This is a genomic window from Virgibacillus natechei, assembly GCF_026013645.1.
Lineage (GTDB): Bacteria > Bacillota > Bacilli > Bacillales > Amphibacillaceae > Virgibacillus_L > Virgibacillus_L natechei.
The window spans coordinates 3,690,237-3,709,298 of record NZ_CP110224.1 but is presented as its reverse complement, the minus strand read 5'-3'; the positions used below and the strand labels follow the sequence as shown (position 1 = coordinate 3,709,298).

Here is a 19,062-nt window from a genome sequence, read left to right as displayed (position 1 = left end):
TAAATCCGGAGGGATCATGTGTATTTGTTAGCTGAACAACCGTATTTTAAGGTCGAAAGGGAAGTAAACAGCCTAGAACAAGTCGACATTGAACAAGAACGTACAATCTATTTATACGATGAAAAAATTGTAACGAAGCATCGCGAATTTCTTATACATGAAGTATTAGATATATCGTATCATTCCATTGGCGGAGATGGCGGCGGAATCCTTTATGTACACACCAATAAGGGGGTATTCCCTTACACTGTGAAAAGCTCACCGCATGAGTTTGTCGAGGCATATAAGACACATATAAAGTAGAACTTCATTCAGTGGGGGAGAACACTCTCTACTGAATGAAGTTTTATTTTGTCCGCAGATAAGAAAGTATAAAAACTTTCTTACTGCATAAGTGCAACTAAGGCATTAACCGAAAGGCTTGGTAAATGCCAAGTTTTCTAAAAAAATATCAAAGGAATAACGATTAATGCTAGTTTTTATCCTAAAAATTGGTAATGATACACTGGCCAGTTCGGTGCAAGCAGGAAGAAAGATTTTAGCCGGGAAATCAGTTAAACTAGATAGGATTGAATACAAGTGAGAAACTCACGTGCACGCGATATATCGTGAAGATAAAAATACGGGGTGAATGGAATGAAGGTCATAGGAATTGCCGGTTCTATCGTTGGATCAAAAACAAAAATTACGGTAGAGAAGGTTTTAAATAATATCAAGGAGAATTATACGAACATAGAAGTTGAATTAGTCGATTTAAAAACATACCAAATGGAATTTTGTGATGGGCGAGCTTATCAGGATTATTCAGATGAAACGAAAGCATTAATCAATAAAATTGTCACCTCAGATGCATTAATAATTGGAACACCGATTTACCAGGCATCTATTCCTGGGACACTGAAGAATTTATTTGATTTACTTCCAATTGATGCAATAACCAACAAAACAGTAGGAATCGTTTCAACCGCTGGATCTGCCAAGCATCATTTAGTAATGGAACATCAATTAAAACCTATTCTTTCGTATATGAAAGCAATGATTTTACCACAGTATGTTTTTATAGAGGAAACGTACTTTAACGATAAAAAAGAAATAGTTGATGAACAAATTTTGTCACGACTTCATAAACTCGCCCATGATGTTGTAAATATGAGTGGCAGAATAGGGGAAATGGAAACAGAATCTTTTTAGGGTTGGCTGTTTTTTAAAAGATTGTTTGTTTTTGGCACAATATCTATAGAATGGTTAGTTCCCAAAAAGGTCGACTCCGTACAAAAAAATCTTCAGAAGCACAATATATAGTGTTTGATAAACCATAATATTCATCATATATTGTATGCAATTGTCTGAACTTACCTTTTTGGGTGAGAACCATAGAATGCGACGTAATACCGCTACGGAAATACACTACGCTTTCCGCGGGTGACCCGTGAGCCTCCTCGAACTCCGTTCTGCGGGGTCTCACTCTGGCCACTGTTCCCGCAGGAGTCTCCGTGTATTTCCTCCGCTGGTAGGGTGCGTTGTAACTTCATCAAAATTGCTTGATTGTATGACTAACATAGTCATCCACTTTTATGATGGTTGATTGGAGCGGAGGACCGTTGACTCCTGCGGGAATAGCACGTGTCTGAAGACCCCGCATGAATATCCTAAGGAAGGTCGACTAAAACCGTTCTTTGCGAACAACGTCGACATACCCTTTGCCAGGGCAAAGCCGTGCCCGCGGAAAGCAACGGTCCGTAGCGAAAAGAAACCCAACGGGTACGCCGCAGTTTCTACCAACTGCGAAATTTTAAAAACAACAATACTGATGCAAAGAGCTTTAGGATTAAAGCTACCTTGCTGAGAATTGGAAAGAAAGGGGATGCTGGTAACGCGGTTGCGTGCAGGTACCGTTTCGTTTTAGCATTTAACCAAGCAATAAAAGTATCGAAAATAGTTTTTCCAAATTAATTTTTATACAGCCTGCTTTAGTTAAAGGAACGTGGGCTGTTTTATAGATAGGAGAAAATAATGAAATTAATTGCATCCGATTTAGATGGAACACTTTTAGATGAACAAGGTGAAATAAGTGCAGAGAATGCAGAGGCCATAAAAAAGGCCATGGATTTGGGAGTAAAATTTGTTGTTGCAACTGGAAGATCTTACGGTGCTGCAAACAAACCGCTTCAGAATGCGGAGATAAATTGTCCGTTTATTTGTCTGAATGGAGCGAGGACATATGAGGTAGGTAATAAGTTAATACGAAGTGTGGGGTTAGATTTGGAAGTTGCCAAGGACATTCAACGGTCTTGTCAGGCAACGGATATGTATATCGAATTTTTTACAAATCATGGTATCTATTCGACGAGCAGGGAGTATTTTGTAGAAGTGATGGTTGATGTGATGCAATCCGCTAATCCAAATCTATCGGAGGCAGAAATTCGCGAAGGTGCTAAGAATCGCTTACAGGAGGAATCGGTTACCTTCATTGAAAATTATAATGAAATTTACGCTTTGGAAAATCTTGAGATCTATAAGATATTAGGTTTTTCGATGAAAAAGGATAAATTGATAAATGTGCGTAACCAATTTAAGGATAATGATAGAGTTGTGGTGACGTCTTCAGGCGAGATAAATCTTGAATTCAATCATCCAAATGCACAGAAAGGTATTGCCCTCGAGGGGCTTGCAGCGAGCATGGGAATTCAAATGAAAGATGTCATGGCAATTGGTGACAATTTCAATGATTCGAGCATGTTGAAAATGGCTGGACGTGGTGTTGCGATGGGAAACGCAGAGAAGGAGATAAAGGAAATGTGCGACTATACAACAAAAGCAAACGGTGAGCACGGCGTGGCGGCAGCTATTGAAGAAATGCTAGAAGAAATAGCTGAGAAAAGAGTGTGAATCCAAGCCTGACTCGAGCCAAAGAACCTCAAACCCTACCAACGCGTTCTCAATAAAAGTGGGGAATTGACTGGCTTATCGCCACGGCATTCCAATGAAATAAAAATGACCAAGAGTAATTCCATAAAAAAAGACTTATAACCATTTGTGAAATGGATGTATAAGTCTTTTATTTTGTTAGATTGGATAATTAGGGGTTTTTATCGTCTGTTTGGTAGAAGTTATATTAAAATTAGGTCTTTAGGCTTATTTTATTGCACGTTAAGAATTTTTAATATACTTTGATATCTTATATGGTATACTAAACTTTACTAGATGAAAGAATTGTCGAAAAAAGTGATACGTACAATTTTAATCAAATTTTTCACAAAATTCATCAAATTATACACATTTATATAAGGGGGAAACATCATGAAGGAAAATCCATTCAAGATTTTGGTATTATTATTAGCATTGTCGGTTGCATTGATAGCTTGTGCTAGTGAGCCTGACGATGAAGAGGCTAGCGGCGAAGCAGAAACTGAGGGTGATAGTGCAGAAGAAGCAGGTGACGATTTAATTATAGGGACAGGGTCAGATGCTGCATCACTAGACCCACATACATCAAGTGATGTTCCGTCGGGTAATATTCAAATCAATATTTATGAAACGTTATTGAAATTTGATGAAGATATGGAACTAGAGCCTCTTCTTGCCAAGGATTGGGAAGCAATAGAAGATGACGTATGGGAGTTTGAGCTTGAGGAAGGCGTGACGTTTCATGACGGATCTGAATTCAATGCAGAAGTCGTAAAAATGAATGTCGAACGAATTTTGGATGAGGAACTTGCCTCACCGCGTGCTGTTCTATTTGATCTTATAGAAGAAGTTATTGTCGTGGATGATCATACAGTTCAATTAGTAACAGAGGATCCTTTTGCGCCTCTTCCAGCACATTTTGCTCATTATGCTTCCAGTATACTTAGTCCAGAAATCATTGAAGCCGATTATGCAGCTGTAGAAGAGGGCGAACAACATGGTGCGTATGTTAACGAAAATCCAGTAGGGACAGGAATGTTTGAATTTGAAAGTTGGGACCCTGGTGCAGAAATTGTTCTTGCAAATAATGAAGACTATTGGGGTGACAACGCTAATGTAGATACTGTTACATTTAAAGTGGTACCTGAGGATCTAACCCGTGTGGCGGAGATGGAGACTGGAGATTCGCATATTATTGATCCACTAACAGCAAGTGATATGGGTCAAATAGAAAATGCAGAGGAAGCGCATGTTTACATGCGAGATGCAGCGAGTATCACATACCTTGGATTTAATATGCAAAAAGAACCATTCGATGATCCATTAGTTCGTCAAGCTATTTCAAAAGTAGTTGATAGAGAGGCTATGATTGAGGGAATTTTGGAAGGAACTGGTGAAGAAGCTGTAGGACCAATCAACGAAACACAATTTGGTTATAGTGAAGATGTAGAAGCACATGAATATGATATTGAAGAAGCAAAAGATTTATTAGCTGAAGCAGGCTATGAAGATGGCTTTGAAACAGAGATATGGACAAATGACTCTCAAGAGCGTATTGATATTGCAACATATACACAGAATGAATTAGCCGAAATTGGTATCGATGCTTCTATCGAAATTGTTGAATGGGGAGCTTATTTAGATAGCACGGCTAATGGAGAACACGAAATGTTTATTCTAGGGCTTTCTCTAGGGACAGCTGACGCAGATTACCCATTGCATATGATGTTCCACTCCCATAACGTTGGAGCAACAGGTAATCGATCATTTATGGAAGATGAAACATTTGACGAAATGCTACATGAAGCACGTGTGGAGCAAGATGAAGATACTCGATTGGAGTTATATGTTGAAGCAACGGAGTACTTGAACGAACAAGCACCAATGGCATTCTTGTATCACCCAGCACATATTATGGCTCATCGAGATAATGTAGAAGGATTCTGGGCAGATGCATCAGGTTTGTATCAATTACAGGATGTTACATTAAATTAATAAGTTGAATGGTAAAAGCCAGGCTCGCGGTATGTGAGCTTGGCTTTTATCTGCTTATGCAGCTTATTGCAGTTGTGGTGAACAATTGGGATTAATGTCGCTTACTTGGTAATCTATCTGATCGATTACGACTACCTTGTTTCGCTCTATTCAGCTCATCTTTCTTCTTGGTTTCTTGAAATTTCCTTACAAATGCTTCTGTGCTTTCCATTCGCTAACCCTCCTTGGCTGAGCAACATTATGTATAGTTTACCCAATTGGAGATGCAAAAATGCATGTAATCATGCTATGTAGCAGGTTCAACAGTTCCATGAATGATAAAGTAAAATTTCATTCAGTGGGGGTTTTACTGCCTGTTATACTGCGATAACGTATTATATTTCAAACGTACCTTTTACGATCGTCTCTTTGTTCATAATCATTTGCTTTCCTTTAGCAAATGCGTGTTCAATTTGTAACGTATCTCTATCCAGTATTAGTATATCTGCATCTCCGTGTTCTCTTAATTGTCCTTTTTTAGGAAGATTCAATGCTTCAGCAGTGTTACTTGTTACGAAGGATAGCGCTTCTGAAAGCGGAACATGATAATCGATTACAGCAGAAATGACTTGTTGATACAATGTTTTTGGACTTGCAATCCCGAAACCGATTAATTCTCCTTCTAGATTAAACTTGGGTAAACTCCCATTTCCATCCGAAGACAGCGTTAATTGGTTTAGATCGCCTCCGTTATTTTTAAAATAAAGAATCAATTCTCCAGTCTCATCTCCAGCAGTAATGTCAACGAAGGATCCCTTTTTGCTAAGTGAGATCGCATCATCGATTAATTCCTTACTTCGATTAATATGTGTTGCATAAAGCTTGGAAGGTGGAATTTCATAGTTGTCTATAAGTTGATGCAATAGGGAGAGCTTTTCTTTTCCAGGACCAACGTGAAAATGGGTTACCCCTGCTTTTCCACTTAATAAACCACCTATTCTTGCTTCTGACACTAGTTTGGCTAATTCATGAAGGGAAGGCTGAGCCGACCTTGAATCCGAAATGGCAATCTCGCCAGCCCCAATTACTTTATCAATAAGGATCACATCATCTTTTATAGAGGACGTAATGAAAGGTGTTGGAACATGATAATTTCCAGAATAAATATAAGTAGTCAGCCCCTCTTCCTCTAGCCCCCTTGCTTTGGCTAATAGGGAGGTCATATGTCTGGTTGTTCCATCCGTTCCTAATAATCCCACAACGGTGGTGATGCCAGAATTTATGATATCACTCAATTGTATCTCCGGTGTTCTTGTGGCAAACCCGCCTTCACCTCCGCCACCAATTAAGTGAACATGTGGATCAATGAGACCAGGTGTTACAATGGCGTTTTCCGCATCAATAATGGTCACATCTAACCCAATATCAAGTAGCTTATCCTCATCAACTTCATCTATTTTTACAATTTCATCTCCGAAAACTAAGATGGATTGCTTTCCGAGGTAATCTGGAGAATATACCTCACCATTTTTAATCAGTGTAATCATTTTAGGACTCCTTTTAACAAGATTAAGTCATACTAATATGAAAATTAGTGATATTGCTAGTTTAGCATATCCATTGCTGGAGAAAATCATTATCTAACAATTAGACGGTCGAGCGTTTGAAATTTGGCGAGCTTGGATATTCTGTAAGCTAACATCCAATTCGTGCTGTCTATTTATTTTGCATAGCATGAATGAAATGCATGACTTGTTTCGTTTGATTAAACAGAAGTTCTTCTGCCTGTTCCATACACTCTTGAATCGTCATCGGACTAGTGATAATCGAAAAGCAACCTTGGAACTGACTGCGGAGCTTATCTTGATCGCCTGTAAGTGAACCAGAAACTAAGATGGCTGGAACATGGTATGCGTTCGCCAAATTTGCGATATACCCTGGAGCCTTCCCGTATAAGGTTTGTTCATCACTTTGACCTTCACCGGTAATCACAAGGTCAGCTTGCTTGATCACCTGTTTTAGATTAGCGGCTTCTGCGACTAGCTCTGCACCTGAGACGAGTTTAGCGCCGAGGATCAGCAAAGCGAAACCGAGTCCCCCAGCAGCTCCTGCTCCTGCCACGTCGTGATACTTTTCGCCATGTTGTCTTTCAATAATCAAAGCAAAACGTTCGAAGGCTTTATCGTAAGCTACTACCTGCTCCCTTGTTGCTCCTTTTTGCGGCCCGTAAACCGCACTTGCACCATTATTTCCATAGAGAGGGTTTTCCACATCACAAGCTACTTTTATCGAAACGGCACTTAATCGCCGGTCTATCTTATCGAAGCTAACTTTATTTATTTTTCGTATGTCTTTACCGAAAATACCAATTTCCTGTCCGTTATCATCCCATGCTTTCATTCCGAGCGCGCGCAACATACCAAGTCCACCGTCATTCGTTGCGCTACCACCAAGTCCAATAATGAAAGAAGTACAGCCACGATCCAATGCCCCGCGGATAACTTCTCCAAGGCCATACGTTGTGGTCGTATCTGGATTTCGCTCCTGCTCCGTTACCTGGACAAGGCCGGCTATGTTTGCGACTTCAATCACAGCTGTGTTGCCATCGATTATCGCATAATAGGTTTCGATTTTTTCGCCCAATGGACCGGTACAGGAAAGTGTTATTTGTTCCCCGTCTGATGAGGATTGGAGTGCGTCAACTGTTCCTTCACCGCCATCAGCCATAGGTTTGGAGATAACGTTGTCTTTGTGATTGATCGAGTGAATGGCTCGTCTCATGGTTGTCGCGGCTTGAATGGATGTTAAGCTTCCTTTGAATGAGTCTGGTGCTACTATAATATTCATGGTAGAGTCCTCCTTCGTCAAAACTTGTTCTCCCATCGAGTTTGTCCATAAATTCAATGTCGATTCCAGGAATAGGTGATAAAAAGTCCTTGAAAATTATTTTATAATGTTCTTGAAATCACTGCTCAAATAGTATGTTAACTGATTGGCCTAAAATTTGTTGATAAATTAAAGATTTTGCTATACTTAACGTATCATCATTATTATTAAGGAATTTTGTTTTGTATTTATCAAGAAAATGATCATAGTTAAATTCTTTTAAACTTGTTAGTTGAGCTGTATTTCTCATATGTTTGGTAGCAAATTTATCCCTGTAAAAGGTTTTAAAATTATTTATAATGCTGTTTAAGGATTCTTTGTCTAATTTTTTATTACGCATTGCATCCCTACCCTGATTATAGAAAATTTAGATTTTAATATATCGTATCATGAATTTTCGGTGGTCCCTAACAGATAGATTGAACTTCTATTAATTATGGTGGAAATCAGGTACATGGACGGAGAAGTCAAAATGCTTGAAAGTCTAATTCAAGAGCATTTTGAAGGTTAAAAGTATATAGAGGAGGCATACCATGAAAAAAGATATACACGTCGTCGGAGCAGTAATTATTGAAAACAATAAAATATTATGTGCACAAAGAGGGCAAACTAAAACCTTAGCTTATAAATGGGAATTTCCTGGTGGTAAAATTGAAAAAGAGGAAACAGCTAAAGATGCATTAAAACGTGAAGTTAGTGAAGAGATGCATTGTAAAATAGAAGTTGGTGAACAAGTAGAGTATACCGTTTATGAATATGATTTCGGGGTCGTCCATTTAACGACATATTATTGTACACTAATTGAGGGTGAACCTATTTTAACAGAACATAAAGAAATAAAATGGCTGCCACCAAGTGAACTTTCAACCCTTGATTGGGCACCAGCGGATATTCCGGCCATAGAAAAGCTATCTACTGATTTAATCTCATAGAAATATTTAGCCACTTGCAACTGGGTGAGTGGCTTTTTAATAGTAACAAATAATTTGATAGACTAACTAGAGAATAGTAAGATTGGCGTGTATCTATCGGTAATGATTGGTGGTTAACATGGAGAATTTCATTCAAAATTTAGAAGCGTCTTTACATAAAGGATTTATCGATCAAAAATATAAAGAATCAAGTAGGTTTTCACCGAAGTTGTTAGTTAATGATACGAAACAAAATGAGAACGTTTTAAATCCATTACTGGAAGAACTCGAAACAAGTAAGTCTTTTATTTTTTCTGTTGCATTTATCACCGAAAGTGGACTAGCTACGTTAAAATCCCATTTTTTAGATCTTAAAAAAAGAGGGATACATGGTCGTATTTTAACATCTACATTCTTAAATTTTAATCAACCTAAAGTGTTTAAAGAACTGATGAAAATTACAAATGTAGAAGTGAGATTAGCGGATATGCAAGGATTCCATGCGAAGGGTTATATATTTAATCATGGAGACTATTATTCTTTAATTGTGGGAAGTTCGAATCTAACTGCACAGGCATTAAAAGTAAACTATGAATGGAATGTAAAACTTACTTCGCATGAAGACGGAGAAGTTATCCATCACTTTAAAAATCAGTTTGAAGATGTCTGGGAGGCGGCTCAACCATTAAATGATGAATGGGTATATCAATATGAAAAGACATATCAACCATTAGATTTTAATGCAGCAGATAGAGTAGTAGAAATGCCAGCTGAATATAATACCAATTCTATTAAGGATGCATTGGAAATTAAACCAAATAAGATGCAGCAGGATGCCCTGCAACAAATACAAGCAGTTCGAGAAGCTGGTCATCAAAAAGGTTTGGTTATTTCAGCTACAGGGACTGGCAAGACATATCTATCTGCGTTTGATGTGAGACGGTTTGCACCGAAGAAAACACTCTTTATCGTTCATCGTGAGCAAATATTAAATAAAGCAAAAATGGACTTCCAAAGGGTTCTTGGTGGTCGCGACATCGATTATGGAATTTTATCAGGTTCAAGTAAGCAAACAGATGCTAAGTATTTGTTTGCTACTATCCAGACTATTTCAAAAGAGGAAAACTTAAACCATTTTGATCCGGAAGAGTTTGATTATATTTTAATTGATGAGGTACATAAAGCAGGTGCTACGTCCTATCAGCGCGTCATTGATTATTTTAATCCAGTGTTTTTAATGGGAATGACTGCTACACCTGAACGTACAGATGATTTTAATATCTATGAGCTATTTGACTACCATATTGCATACGAAATTCGGTTGCAGGAAGCACTTGAAGAAAACATGCTAACTCCTTTTCACTATTTTGGGGTCACGGATCTTGAATATAATGGTGAAGTAATAGATGACGCAACTATCTTATCAAACCTGGTTACCGAAGATCGCGTCAATCATATCATTGAAAAGGTTGATTACTATGGCTTTTCAGGAGAAAGAGTAAAAGGATTAATTTTCTGCAGTAAAAAAGAAGAAGCAAAAAGATTATCTGTGGCATTAAATAATAAAGGATATCGTACGGTTGCGTTAACTGGAGATAATGCCCAAGAAGAAAGAATACAACAAGTAAACCGATTAGAGAATGGCGCGCTTGATTATATTTTAACCGTGGATATTTTTAATGAGGGGATTGATATTCCGAGTATCAATCAAGTAGTTATGCTAAGGCAAACGCAATCTAGTATCGTTTTTATTCAACAGCTAGGTCGTGGCCTCCGTAAGCATGATTCAAAAGACTTCGTCACGGTCATTGATTTTATTGGTAATTATAAAAATAACTACCTCATTCCAGTAGCCCTTTCAGGAGATAAATCTCAAAACAAAGACAATATACGTAGACGTACACTGGAAACAAGTTATATTAAAGGTGTTTCAACCATTAATTTTGAGGAAATAGCTAAAAAGCAAATCTTTAAGTCGATTAATAACAGCAACCTTACAGCAATGAAAATTTTAAAAGAGGCATTTGTGGAATTAAAGAATAGAATTGGAAAAACACCCTATATGTATGATTTTGTAACAAATAATTCTATTGATCCAGTTGTTATTACAGGTAAGCATAAAAATTATCATCAATTTTTAATAAAGATGAAAGAAGAAGTTTCGAGCATTACTGACTATGAAAATAGGGTGCTAACAATGCTGTCATCAGAAGTGTTGAATGGAAAGCGTAAGCATGAGCTTATTTTGTTGGAGCTGTTACTGCAACGTGGCGCAGTTGATCATGATGAATATCTTGATCATTTGAGTGAAGCTAAATGTCGTATAGATGACGCAACAATTCAATCTGTCGGTCGCGTGCTGGATCTATCTTTCTTTACACAACCTGATCAGGTGAAGTATGGGGAAGAGGCGATCGTAACGAAGCAGGAAGACAATACGTACGTGTTTAATGGAAAAATAAAGGAAAAATTAAATTCAAATGAACATTTCAATCATATGATAAAAGATATTTTGCTAACTGCAAGAAAAAAAAGCGAGAAATATCAATGTAGTCAGCAGCTTACTTTATATGAAAAGTATTCGAGAAAAGATGCTTGTAAACTGTTAAACTGGGATAGTGATGAGAGTTCAACCATGTATGGTTACAAACCAAAACATCAGACGTGCCCGATATTTGTTACGTACCATAAAAATAGCGAGGTAGAATCTAGTGTTAATTATGGAGATGAACTCCTCAGTCCAGATGTTTTTAAATGGTATACGAGAAGTAATAGAACCTTAAAATCTGCAGAAGTTAAAAAAATTATTCATGCAGAAGAAAATAATATTGACCTGCACTTCTTCACTAAAAAAGATGATGACGAAGGAAGTGGGTTTTATTATTTAGGTCAAGTTTTGCCTGATAAAAATACGGTTCAACAAGATACGATGGAAGATAAGGAAGGGAAAGAAATTCCAGTTGTTCATATGAATATGGTGATGGAGCAGCCGGTGAATAATAAGCTTTATCATTATATTGTGGATGGGAAACATGATAACTGATCCTTTCATCCCCTTCATCCCCGCTTAAAAACACGCACTATAGACAAACGAGAGCAGAATACTGCTCTCGTTTTCAATGTCTTAGCTTCTCATAGCAATCACTTAGCATGAAAATGGATTTATTTTCATGCTAAAATATAAACTTTCCTAGCTACCTAATCGGTGAAACATAGCAGATTCGCCATGCTTCATCGATGGTTATTTCTTTGTACCTGCACAGGTTAAGTCAGGCCTACTACACAGTTTATCAAATGATATAGTGCATCAATACAGCTACTCCAGATACTAGAACACCTGCGATTAGTACGAACGTAAGTGTAACTTTATACACTTCGGATTCCCTTCCTAGAATATTCGTTGTACTGGTTCCTAGGACAATGCTGGCTGGTGAAATAACATTACCGATAGCTCCACCAGTTGACTGTGCGGCAATCACTAGTGACATTGATAAACTTTCCATCGAATTCACAACTGATCCATGTAACGGAGCGAAAAGCACATTGGATGAGGTGTTCGATGAAGTCATAAATGCACCAATGATTCCCATTACGTTTGCTAAGGCCACATAAACAGCAGGTGGTGAAACGTCTGCAATTCCAAGTGCAAGTACATTTGTTTGACCTGAATTTTCCATAATCATTGTCATCGTTAAAAATCCTGTTATCGCGAGTGACGCCCCTAAAGCATTCTCCTTCATACCGGAAAATATATTTTTAGCCGTATTCTTATGACTTAGGCCTAAGTACTTGTACCAAAAGTAAGCAAAAATAAATGATACGAGTAAATAGAAGCCTGGATGTGTCAACGGAGCAATAGGGGAGTAAGGGTCTTCAGCCTCCATTTCAAATCCGTATCCCGTTTCCACCGCTGGGAAAGAAAAGCCAAATTGAAATTGATCCAAAAAGTTTTGTATTGGTTGTATCCCAAGAAACACAACACTCAAACCTGTTAAAACATAATACGGCATAAAGGCCTTATGAAGTGATATGTCAGGCTTTCCTTCTTCCTTAGAATCCGTGTCGTAAAGAATGTCTGTTTCATCCTCAAGCTCTGATTTTTCACTATATTGTTTGCGTTTAGACAGTAGAAAAAGTGCACCTACGGCCAGAATAGCCGGTATAAATGTGCTAAGTTCAGGGTTGAATGCGACGATGGCAAGTTGGCCTCCACCATGAATAAGCGAAATAATAATCACAGCTAGGAAACCCTCTTTTATACCTTTCCATCTTGCAAACAGCCAGCAAATCATGAGCCCACCTATTATATTCGGTATCCACAACAGTATTCCTGTAAGTATAAGTGTCAATGCCTCATTATCAATTTGTACCGTATTTACAGTTGCGATCCAGCCCACACCTAGTGTTCCGAACATATTTGCCCAGGCATGGCCAATTAAAGGAATGATAATTGCAGCAACAGGCTTAACGCCTATTCCTAGTAAAAGGGGAGCTACTACTGCAATAGGTACTCCAAATCCAGCTACACCTTGGAGAAAAGAAGCAAACACCCAACCAAAACCAAGTACAATAAATAAATAATTTTGGCTATGATCTTGTATTTTCTCCCTTATGACTTTAAATGAGCCAGATTCATCTGTGGCGTGGTAAAGTAATAAAGCAAACCACACAACCAATAGTATAAAAAATGCCTCCCAAAGCCCTTTTCCAAATCCAACAGCCAGGTTATCCAAGGGAGCTTCGTACATGAAAAAACCGATTAATGTCGCAATAGCCATAGCGATCCAACCTGATCTACCACCAGACCATTTGAAAACAACTAGCATAAGCAGAAGCAGTACCAATGGTAAGATCGCTAAAGACCAATGTAATAAATCGACCGGTAAATTGTTATCCATTATCAAATCCTCCAAGCTAACTTTTATAACTATTACTTACCAGCACAAGGCAATTCCATCACCGCGCAGGTCTGCTCCAGCACTATACACTCCTCTTTTGTGATCAATGACAACCCCTTGTGCATGGCCCATTGTTTGCGAATAATTCTCTACCATTTCAATCTCATGCCCACGCTTCTTCAAATCATCAATTATTTCACTTGTTACTCTACCTTCTAAATTAAATGAGGAACTATCTTCTCCCCATGTTTTACCGTATAACCAACGTGGTGCTTCTATTGCCTGTTGTATGTTATAGCCAAAGTCTATTACCCTAGTAAGCATGGCACATTGCGTTTGAGGTTGTCCTTCTCCTCCCATAGCTCCGAATAACATATAAGGCTTACCATCCTTCAGTGCCATGCCAGGAATGATTGTATGAAACGTACGCTTATTTGGTTCTAAAGAATTTGGATGATTTGGATCTAAACTAAAATGGGAGCCCCGATTTTGTAAAAAGAAGCCAACGCCCTCTGGCATAAATCCAGAGCCAAATTCATGAAAAATACTTTGAATTAAAGAAATGCTGTTCCCTTCCTTATCAACAACACTCAGGTAGGCGGTGTCACGGCTTCCTTTAACTTTTGGGAGCTCTTCCAACTCCTCTGGGCGAAATATATTATTCCAAGAAAAATGTTCATTAACTTCAGATGAGAATGACTTAGATAAGAGGGTGTCGTAGGGTAAATCAATAGATTGTGAATCGGTGACCCATTCATCTCGAAAACGGAATTTTAGTTTGGCTACTTCTGCCATTAGGTGATAATAATCTGGAGTGCCATCACCAATCGAAGTCAAATCATACTTTTCTAGCATGTTTAACATCATTAATACAGCAATGCCTTGCGTATTTGGTTTTACTTGATAGATTTCATATCCTCTGTAATTTGTTGATATCGGGTCTTCCCACTCAACTGTATGATTGGTAAAATCTTCTTTCACCATTAATCCATCATGCTTTTCCATAGAGGCGATAATTTTGTCTGCGATATCCCCTTTATAAAAGGCATCTCTACCCTCTTTGGAAATTTGTTCAAAAGCCCATGCTAAATTAGGTTGGACGAGAAGCTCACCTGATAAAATCGGACGTCCATTTTTAAAAAACACATTCGCCGTCTCCGGTTGTTCATTTAATAAATCGGCTTTTTCTTGGACATAGCTACTTGTCTTTTCTGTAATTGGAAAACCTTCTTTGGCATAGTGAATAGCATCTTCAAATAGCAATGACCACTCTAACTTACCGTAATGCTGGTGAAGGCTCCACCATCCGTCTACAGTTCCTGGGACAGTATTCACCGCTAATGGCCCACGCTCTGGGATCTCGTTAAGCCCCTTTTGTTTATAGACTTCTCGGTTTACTTGACTTCCAGACTTCCCGCTTCCATTTAAAGATTTGACTTCTTTTTCATGCTGATCCCAGACTAACGCAAATAAATCTCCTCCTAACCCTGCCATATGCGGAATAACCACACAAAGCACAGAATTAACTGCGATAGCTGCTTCTACCGCATGGCCACCTTGATCAAGAATCCTCTTCCCCGTTTGCGTAGCTAAATAATGAGGAGAAGTGACGGCTCCATTCTTCCCTTCCACTACAGGCCTGCCTGTATCTAAGAACGAATCATTTTTTCCATTTTGTAGTCCCAAAATATACCTCCTATTTCTCTGATTTAACGTTCATAATTTATTTTCTTCCCATTTATTTTATAAGATAAACTTAGGAACCGAGAATCGTCCTCGTGCTTCATCCTTGAAGTCAGAGAGATGTTTATTTTTCAAGATGGAAGGAATACTATTTTCACCAGCAATAAAAAAGGAGTGCATATAAATGAGTCAACAGGAGATCAAAGCAACCGTTGAAGAAATTCTAAAAAGCAACTATGTTGGGCCAATGGCAACAGTGAAGAATAATAAACCCCATTCAAGGTACATGACATTTTTCAGTGAAGGGTTGAAACTCTATACGTTAACGAGCAAGGAAACGGATAAGGCAGAGGAAACGGAAGCGAATCCTTTCACTCATATTCTGCTCGGATACGAGGGTGAGGGATTTGGCGATGAATATGTGGAATATGAAGGGAAGGTTTCCTTAAATAATTCGGAAGAACTGAAAAAGGAGCTGTGGAATGACAAGATGAAACTTTATTTTGATGGCCCGGAGGATCCAGAACTTGTCTTATTGGAGATTAATCCAACCGCCATCCGGGTGATGAATAAACAAGGTGAAGCTCCAAAGGAATTGGAGTTTTAATAGACCAAGAAATGAGTATGCTTATTTGAAGGTGATGATATGAATCGAGCGATGTTCCTAGACCGCGATGGTGTAATCAATGAAGTACTCACCAATCGGGTGAAGTTCGTGAACAAGCCCAAGGACTTCCATTTACTGGATGGTGTCGGTCAAGCTATAAGGCGGTTCAATGATTTGGGGTTTAAGGTTTTTGTTGTAACCAATCAAGGTGGAATTGGACTCGGATTCATGGAAGAGTCGGCTTTGAAAAAGGTACATAAAAAAATGAAAGATGATCTAGCCACATATGGTGCAACGATTGATGACATCCGTTATTGTCCCCACAAGCCGCGTGCAAATTGTGCATGTCGTAAACCAAAGCCACAAATGATTTTGGATCTGGCGGAAAAACATGCAATTGATTTAGAGAAAAGTTATATGGTAGGGGATCGTGAACCCGATATAGAAGCAGGCAAGAGAGCAGGGGTACGTACCGTTCTTGTAGGCGATCGTGAAGAAAGCTCAGTTGATGCAGATATGGACTTTGCGGATCTTATTTCATTTGCAAAATCAAAAGGGTGACACATAGGCGTGCCACCCTTCGTCATTAATATTGTGAGGATTGTCCGCCATCAATGGGAATGACGGTTGCATTGATGAATCGCGATTCCTGTGATAATAAGAAGGCAACCAAACGTCCAACTTCTTCTGGTTGACCAAATCGTTTCATCGGGTTAACACTGACAAATTCTCTGCCAGCTTCTTCCCAATTATCTCCGCCCATTTGTTTCAAGGATCCTTCCACCATCGCGGTCATAATCGCACCTGGTGCAATGGCATTGATGCTTACGTTATGCTTCCCTTGCTATTTATCTATAAAAATGCTACTATCATTGGTATAGTAATTTCAAACAATTCAGTAACATTCTTATTAAGAGAGGCAGAGGGACTAAGCCCGATGACGCTTCAGCAACCTGTTATGATAACAAGGTGCTACTTCTAGCAAGTTGATGAAACTTGGGAGATAAGAAGATGATCGCATGATAATGCCTCTTCTTAATCGAAGGGGCTTTTTTGATTAAAAGGAGCGGATACAATGACAACAACAAAATTAGATCGCAAGGCACCATTTAAAGCAGATCATGTGGGTAGCTTTCTAAGACCGGAACGTCTTAAACAAGCGAGAGCTCAAAAGACAAATGGAGAAATTTCTGCCCAGCAGCTGCGTACCATTGAAGATGAAGAAATAACCAAACTTGTTGAAAAACAGAAGAAGACTGGACTTAAGTCAATTACGGATGGGGAGTTCCGCCGTTCCTGGTGGCATTTTGACTTTTTGGAAAGTCTGGTAGGTGTGGAAGGATTCGAATCAGACACTGGATTGAAGTTTGATGGCATTGAAACAAAAGCCCGTGCGATTCGTGTAACAGGCAAGGTTGATTTTAATGAAGATCATCCATTTCTGGATCATTTCCGATTTTTGCAAGGGGAGGTAGGCGATGATCATGTTGCCAAGCAGTCCATTCCAAGTCCTAATATGCTCCTGGTTCGGGCGGGAATTGATAATGAGGTTTATGGTGATATCGAGGAACTGTTGGGAGATTTAACGACTGCTTATAAAAAAGCGATTCAGGCTTTTTATGATGCAGGATGCCGTTATATACAGCTTGATGATACATCATGGGCTTCCTTTTTATCGGAAGAGGGGGAACAATCGATTCGCGCGAAAGGGTATGAGCCTGCCGAACTGCAAAAATTATGCAAACGTGCTATCAATGAATCGATAGCCGATCGTCCGGATGACCTTCTGGTTACCATGCATATCTGCCGGGGCAATTATCGTTCCCATTATTTTAGTTCAGGTTCGTATGATAAGGCATCCGAAACGATATTCGGTGGACTGCATGTTGACGGGCTTTTTCTGGAATTTGACGACGGGCGTTCAGGCGGATTTGAACCGCTGAAATTTGTAAACAGGGACGATCTGCATGTTGTACTAGGTTTAGTTACATCCAAATTTGCTGAGCTGGAAAATAAAGACCTGGTAAAAGAGCGAATTGCCGAAGCGGCTGGATATCTATCCTATGATAATCTATGTCTTAGTCCGCAATGTGGATTTGCTTCAACTGAAGAGGGTAATGATTTAACGGAAGATCAGCAATGGGATAAAATCCGCCATATTGTGGAAATTTCTGAAGAAGTGTGGCAATAAGCGGGCACCAAATTTCAGAGAAATCGCAGTTAATGATTGCAGGTTTCTTTAGGAAGAATAGGAATGCAGGAGGGAGAAATCTTAGTGCCAATCAATATATCGAGAGAGTTGCCTGCAACGGAAGTGTTAAAACAGGAGAAAATCTTTGTGATGGATGAAAATCGGGCTAAGAACCAAGACATTCGTCCACTTAATATACTTATTTTAAATTTAATGCCAGATAAGGAAACGACCGAATTACAGCTTCTGCGATTATTAGGGAACACACCATTACAGGTGAATATCACGTTCCTTCGGATGACGACACATGAATCTAAAAACGTAAGTAGATCTCATTTGAATACATTTTACACAACGTTTGAAGATGTTAAAAATCACCGTTATGATGGAATGATTATTACAGGGGCACCTATTGAGCACTTACCATTTGAAGATGTGGATTATTGGGAAGAGTTAACGGAAATTATGGCGTGGACGAAACAGAATGTGACCTCTGTTTTAAACATTTGCTGGGGTGCTCAGGCCTCCTTATATTATCATTATGGGATTGGTAAATATGAGCTTCCAGAAAAAACATTTGGCATTTACAAACATCGTGTAGCCGATCCAAAAATTAAACTTGTCCGTGGATTTGATGAAGTATTCCATGCCCCACATTCAAGATATACAACGGTTTCAATGGAGGAAATTGCAAATGATCCTCGCTTGTTCTTACTTTCTTCTTCGGAGGAGGTGGGAGCATTTATCATTATGTCCAATGATGCAAAACACATCATGATTACGGGTCACTTGGAGTATGACGCAACAACACTTGCTGAGGAATATGCACGTGATCTTCATAAAGGGCTGGATACCAGCATGCCGGAAAATTATTTTCCTAATGATGATGTAAATGAACGACCACCAAACACGTGGCGATCCCATACACATCTGCTTTTTTCGAATTGGCTTAACTACTACGTATATCAGCAAACCCCGTATCAATGGGATTAGCATGATAAAAAG

General features: G+C 38.9%; 16 protein-coding genes, 1 pseudogene and 1 riboswitch. Of the genes and pseudogenes, 10 read left to right on the top strand and 7 right to left on the bottom strand.

Features of this window, described 5'->3' with window-relative positions; translation table 11 throughout:
* Positions 1 to 18: 18 nt before the first annotated feature.
* The 4 genes from OLD84_RS18515 (at position 19) to OLD84_RS18500 (ending at position 4,902) form a co-directional block, all read left to right on the top strand.
* On the top strand, positions 19 to 303 hold the full coding sequence (locus tag OLD84_RS18515) for a hypothetical protein (RefSeq protein WP_209463340.1): 285 nt from the start codon (positions 19 to 21) through the stop codon (positions 301 to 303).
* A 333-nt stretch (positions 304 to 636) separates the two neighbouring features.
* On the top strand, positions 637 to 1,191 hold the full coding sequence (locus tag OLD84_RS18510) for an NADPH-dependent FMN reductase (protein ID WP_209463341.1): 555 nt from the start codon (positions 637 to 639) through the stop codon (positions 1,189 to 1,191).
* A gap of 822 nt (positions 1,192 to 2,013) precedes the next feature.
* Positions 2,014 to 2,889 carry a Cof-type HAD-IIB family hydrolase gene (locus OLD84_RS18505; protein ID WP_209463342.1) on the top strand — a complete coding sequence of 292 codons (876 nt, stop codon included), beginning with the start codon at positions 2,014 to 2,016 and terminating at the stop codon, positions 2,887 to 2,889.
* Between the two features lie 411 nt (positions 2,890 to 3,300).
* Complete coding sequence (locus OLD84_RS18500) at positions 3,301 to 4,902, top strand: glutathione ABC transporter substrate-binding protein (protein ID WP_209463343.1); 1,602 nt, start codon at positions 3,301 to 3,303, stop codon at positions 4,900 to 4,902.
* 91 nt (positions 4,903 to 4,993) lie between these two features.
* On the opposite strand, the gene OLD84_RS18495 is transcribed toward OLD84_RS18500, so the two are convergent.
* From OLD84_RS18495 to OLD84_RS18480, 4 genes are all read right to left on the bottom strand, one after another.
* Entirely contained in the window at positions 4,994 to 5,113 is a 120-nt protein-coding gene (locus OLD84_RS18495; RefSeq protein WP_209463344.1) for a DUF4023 family protein, read from the bottom strand.
* Positions 5,114 to 5,276: 163 nt separating this feature from the next.
* On the bottom strand, positions 5,277 to 6,428 hold the full coding sequence (iadA, locus tag OLD84_RS18490) for a beta-aspartyl-peptidase (RefSeq protein ID WP_209463345.1): 1,152 nt from the start codon (positions 6,426 to 6,428) through the stop codon (positions 5,277 to 5,279).
* A gap of 169 nt (positions 6,429 to 6,597) precedes the next feature.
* Positions 6,598 to 7,728 carry a glycerate kinase gene (locus OLD84_RS18485; RefSeq protein ID WP_209463346.1) on the bottom strand — a complete coding sequence of 377 codons (1,131 nt, stop codon included), beginning with the start codon at positions 7,726 to 7,728 and terminating at the stop codon, positions 6,598 to 6,600.
* Positions 7,729 to 7,846: 118 nt separating this feature from the next.
* Complete coding sequence (locus tag OLD84_RS18480) at positions 7,847 to 8,107, bottom strand: PDDEXK family nuclease (RefSeq protein WP_209463347.1); 261 nt, start codon at positions 8,105 to 8,107, stop codon at positions 7,847 to 7,849.
* A 193-nt stretch (positions 8,108 to 8,300) separates the two neighbouring features.
* Here OLD84_RS18480 and OLD84_RS18475 point away from each other — a divergent pair, with 193 nt between their 5' ends.
* Complete coding sequence (locus OLD84_RS18475; RefSeq protein WP_209463348.1) at positions 8,301 to 8,699, top strand: (deoxy)nucleoside triphosphate pyrophosphohydrolase; 399 nt, start codon at positions 8,301 to 8,303, stop codon at positions 8,697 to 8,699.
* 118 nt (positions 8,700 to 8,817) lie between these two features.
* Positions 8,818 to 11,721, top strand: coding sequence for a DEAD/DEAH box helicase (locus OLD84_RS18470; RefSeq protein ID WP_209463349.1), 2,904 nt, complete (start codon positions 8,818 to 8,820; stop codon positions 11,719 to 11,721).
* Between the two features lie 247 nt (positions 11,722 to 11,968).
* Here OLD84_RS18470 and OLD84_RS18465 read toward each other — a convergent pair whose 3' ends face one another.
* Complete coding sequence (locus OLD84_RS18465; RefSeq protein WP_209463350.1) at positions 11,969 to 13,576, bottom strand: L-lactate permease; 1,608 nt, start codon at positions 13,574 to 13,576, stop codon at positions 11,969 to 11,971.
* A gap of 36 nt (positions 13,577 to 13,612) precedes the next feature.
* Positions 13,613 to 15,262, bottom strand: a complete 1,650-nt coding sequence (gene ggt / locus OLD84_RS18460; RefSeq protein ID WP_209463351.1) for a gamma-glutamyltransferase — start codon at positions 15,260 to 15,262, stop codon at positions 13,613 to 13,615.
* A 181-nt stretch (positions 15,263 to 15,443) separates the two neighbouring features.
* Between ggt and OLD84_RS18455 the strand changes: the two genes are divergently transcribed.
* Both OLD84_RS18455 and OLD84_RS18450 read left to right on the top strand, forming a co-directional pair.
* Entirely contained in the window at positions 15,444 to 15,866 is a 423-nt protein-coding gene (locus OLD84_RS18455) for a pyridoxamine 5'-phosphate oxidase family protein (protein WP_209463352.1), read from the top strand.
* A 39-nt stretch (positions 15,867 to 15,905) separates the two neighbouring features.
* Entirely contained in the window at positions 15,906 to 16,427 is a 522-nt protein-coding gene (locus OLD84_RS18450) for a D-glycero-alpha-D-manno-heptose-1,7-bisphosphate 7-phosphatase (RefSeq protein WP_209463353.1), read from the top strand.
* A gap of 25 nt (positions 16,428 to 16,452) precedes the next feature.
* Here OLD84_RS18450 and OLD84_RS18445 read toward each other — a convergent pair.
* Positions 16,453 to 16,707: pseudogene (locus OLD84_RS18445) on the bottom strand (SDR family oxidoreductase); the annotation flags it as partial.
* Between the two features lie 63 nt (positions 16,708 to 16,770).
* Positions 16,771 to 16,876: riboswitch (SAM riboswitch) on the top strand.
* 65 nt (positions 16,877 to 16,941) lie between these two features.
* On the opposite strand from OLD84_RS18445, the gene OLD84_RS18440 reads away from it, so the two are divergent.
* Both OLD84_RS18440 and metA read left to right on the top strand, forming a co-directional pair.
* The gene (locus tag OLD84_RS18440) at positions 16,942 to 18,057 is read left to right on the top strand and encodes a 5-methyltetrahydropteroyltriglutamate--homocysteine S-methyltransferase (RefSeq protein WP_209463355.1); all 1,116 of its coding nucleotides are present in this window, start codon (positions 16,942 to 16,944) and stop codon (positions 18,055 to 18,057) included.
* Between the two features lie 84 nt (positions 18,058 to 18,141).
* Positions 18,142 to 19,050 (top strand): homoserine O-acetyltransferase MetA, encoded by a 909-nt coding sequence (gene metA / locus OLD84_RS18435; RefSeq protein WP_209463413.1) that lies wholly within the window; start codon positions 18,142 to 18,144, stop codon positions 19,048 to 19,050.
* Positions 19,051 to 19,062: the final 12 nt, after the last annotated feature.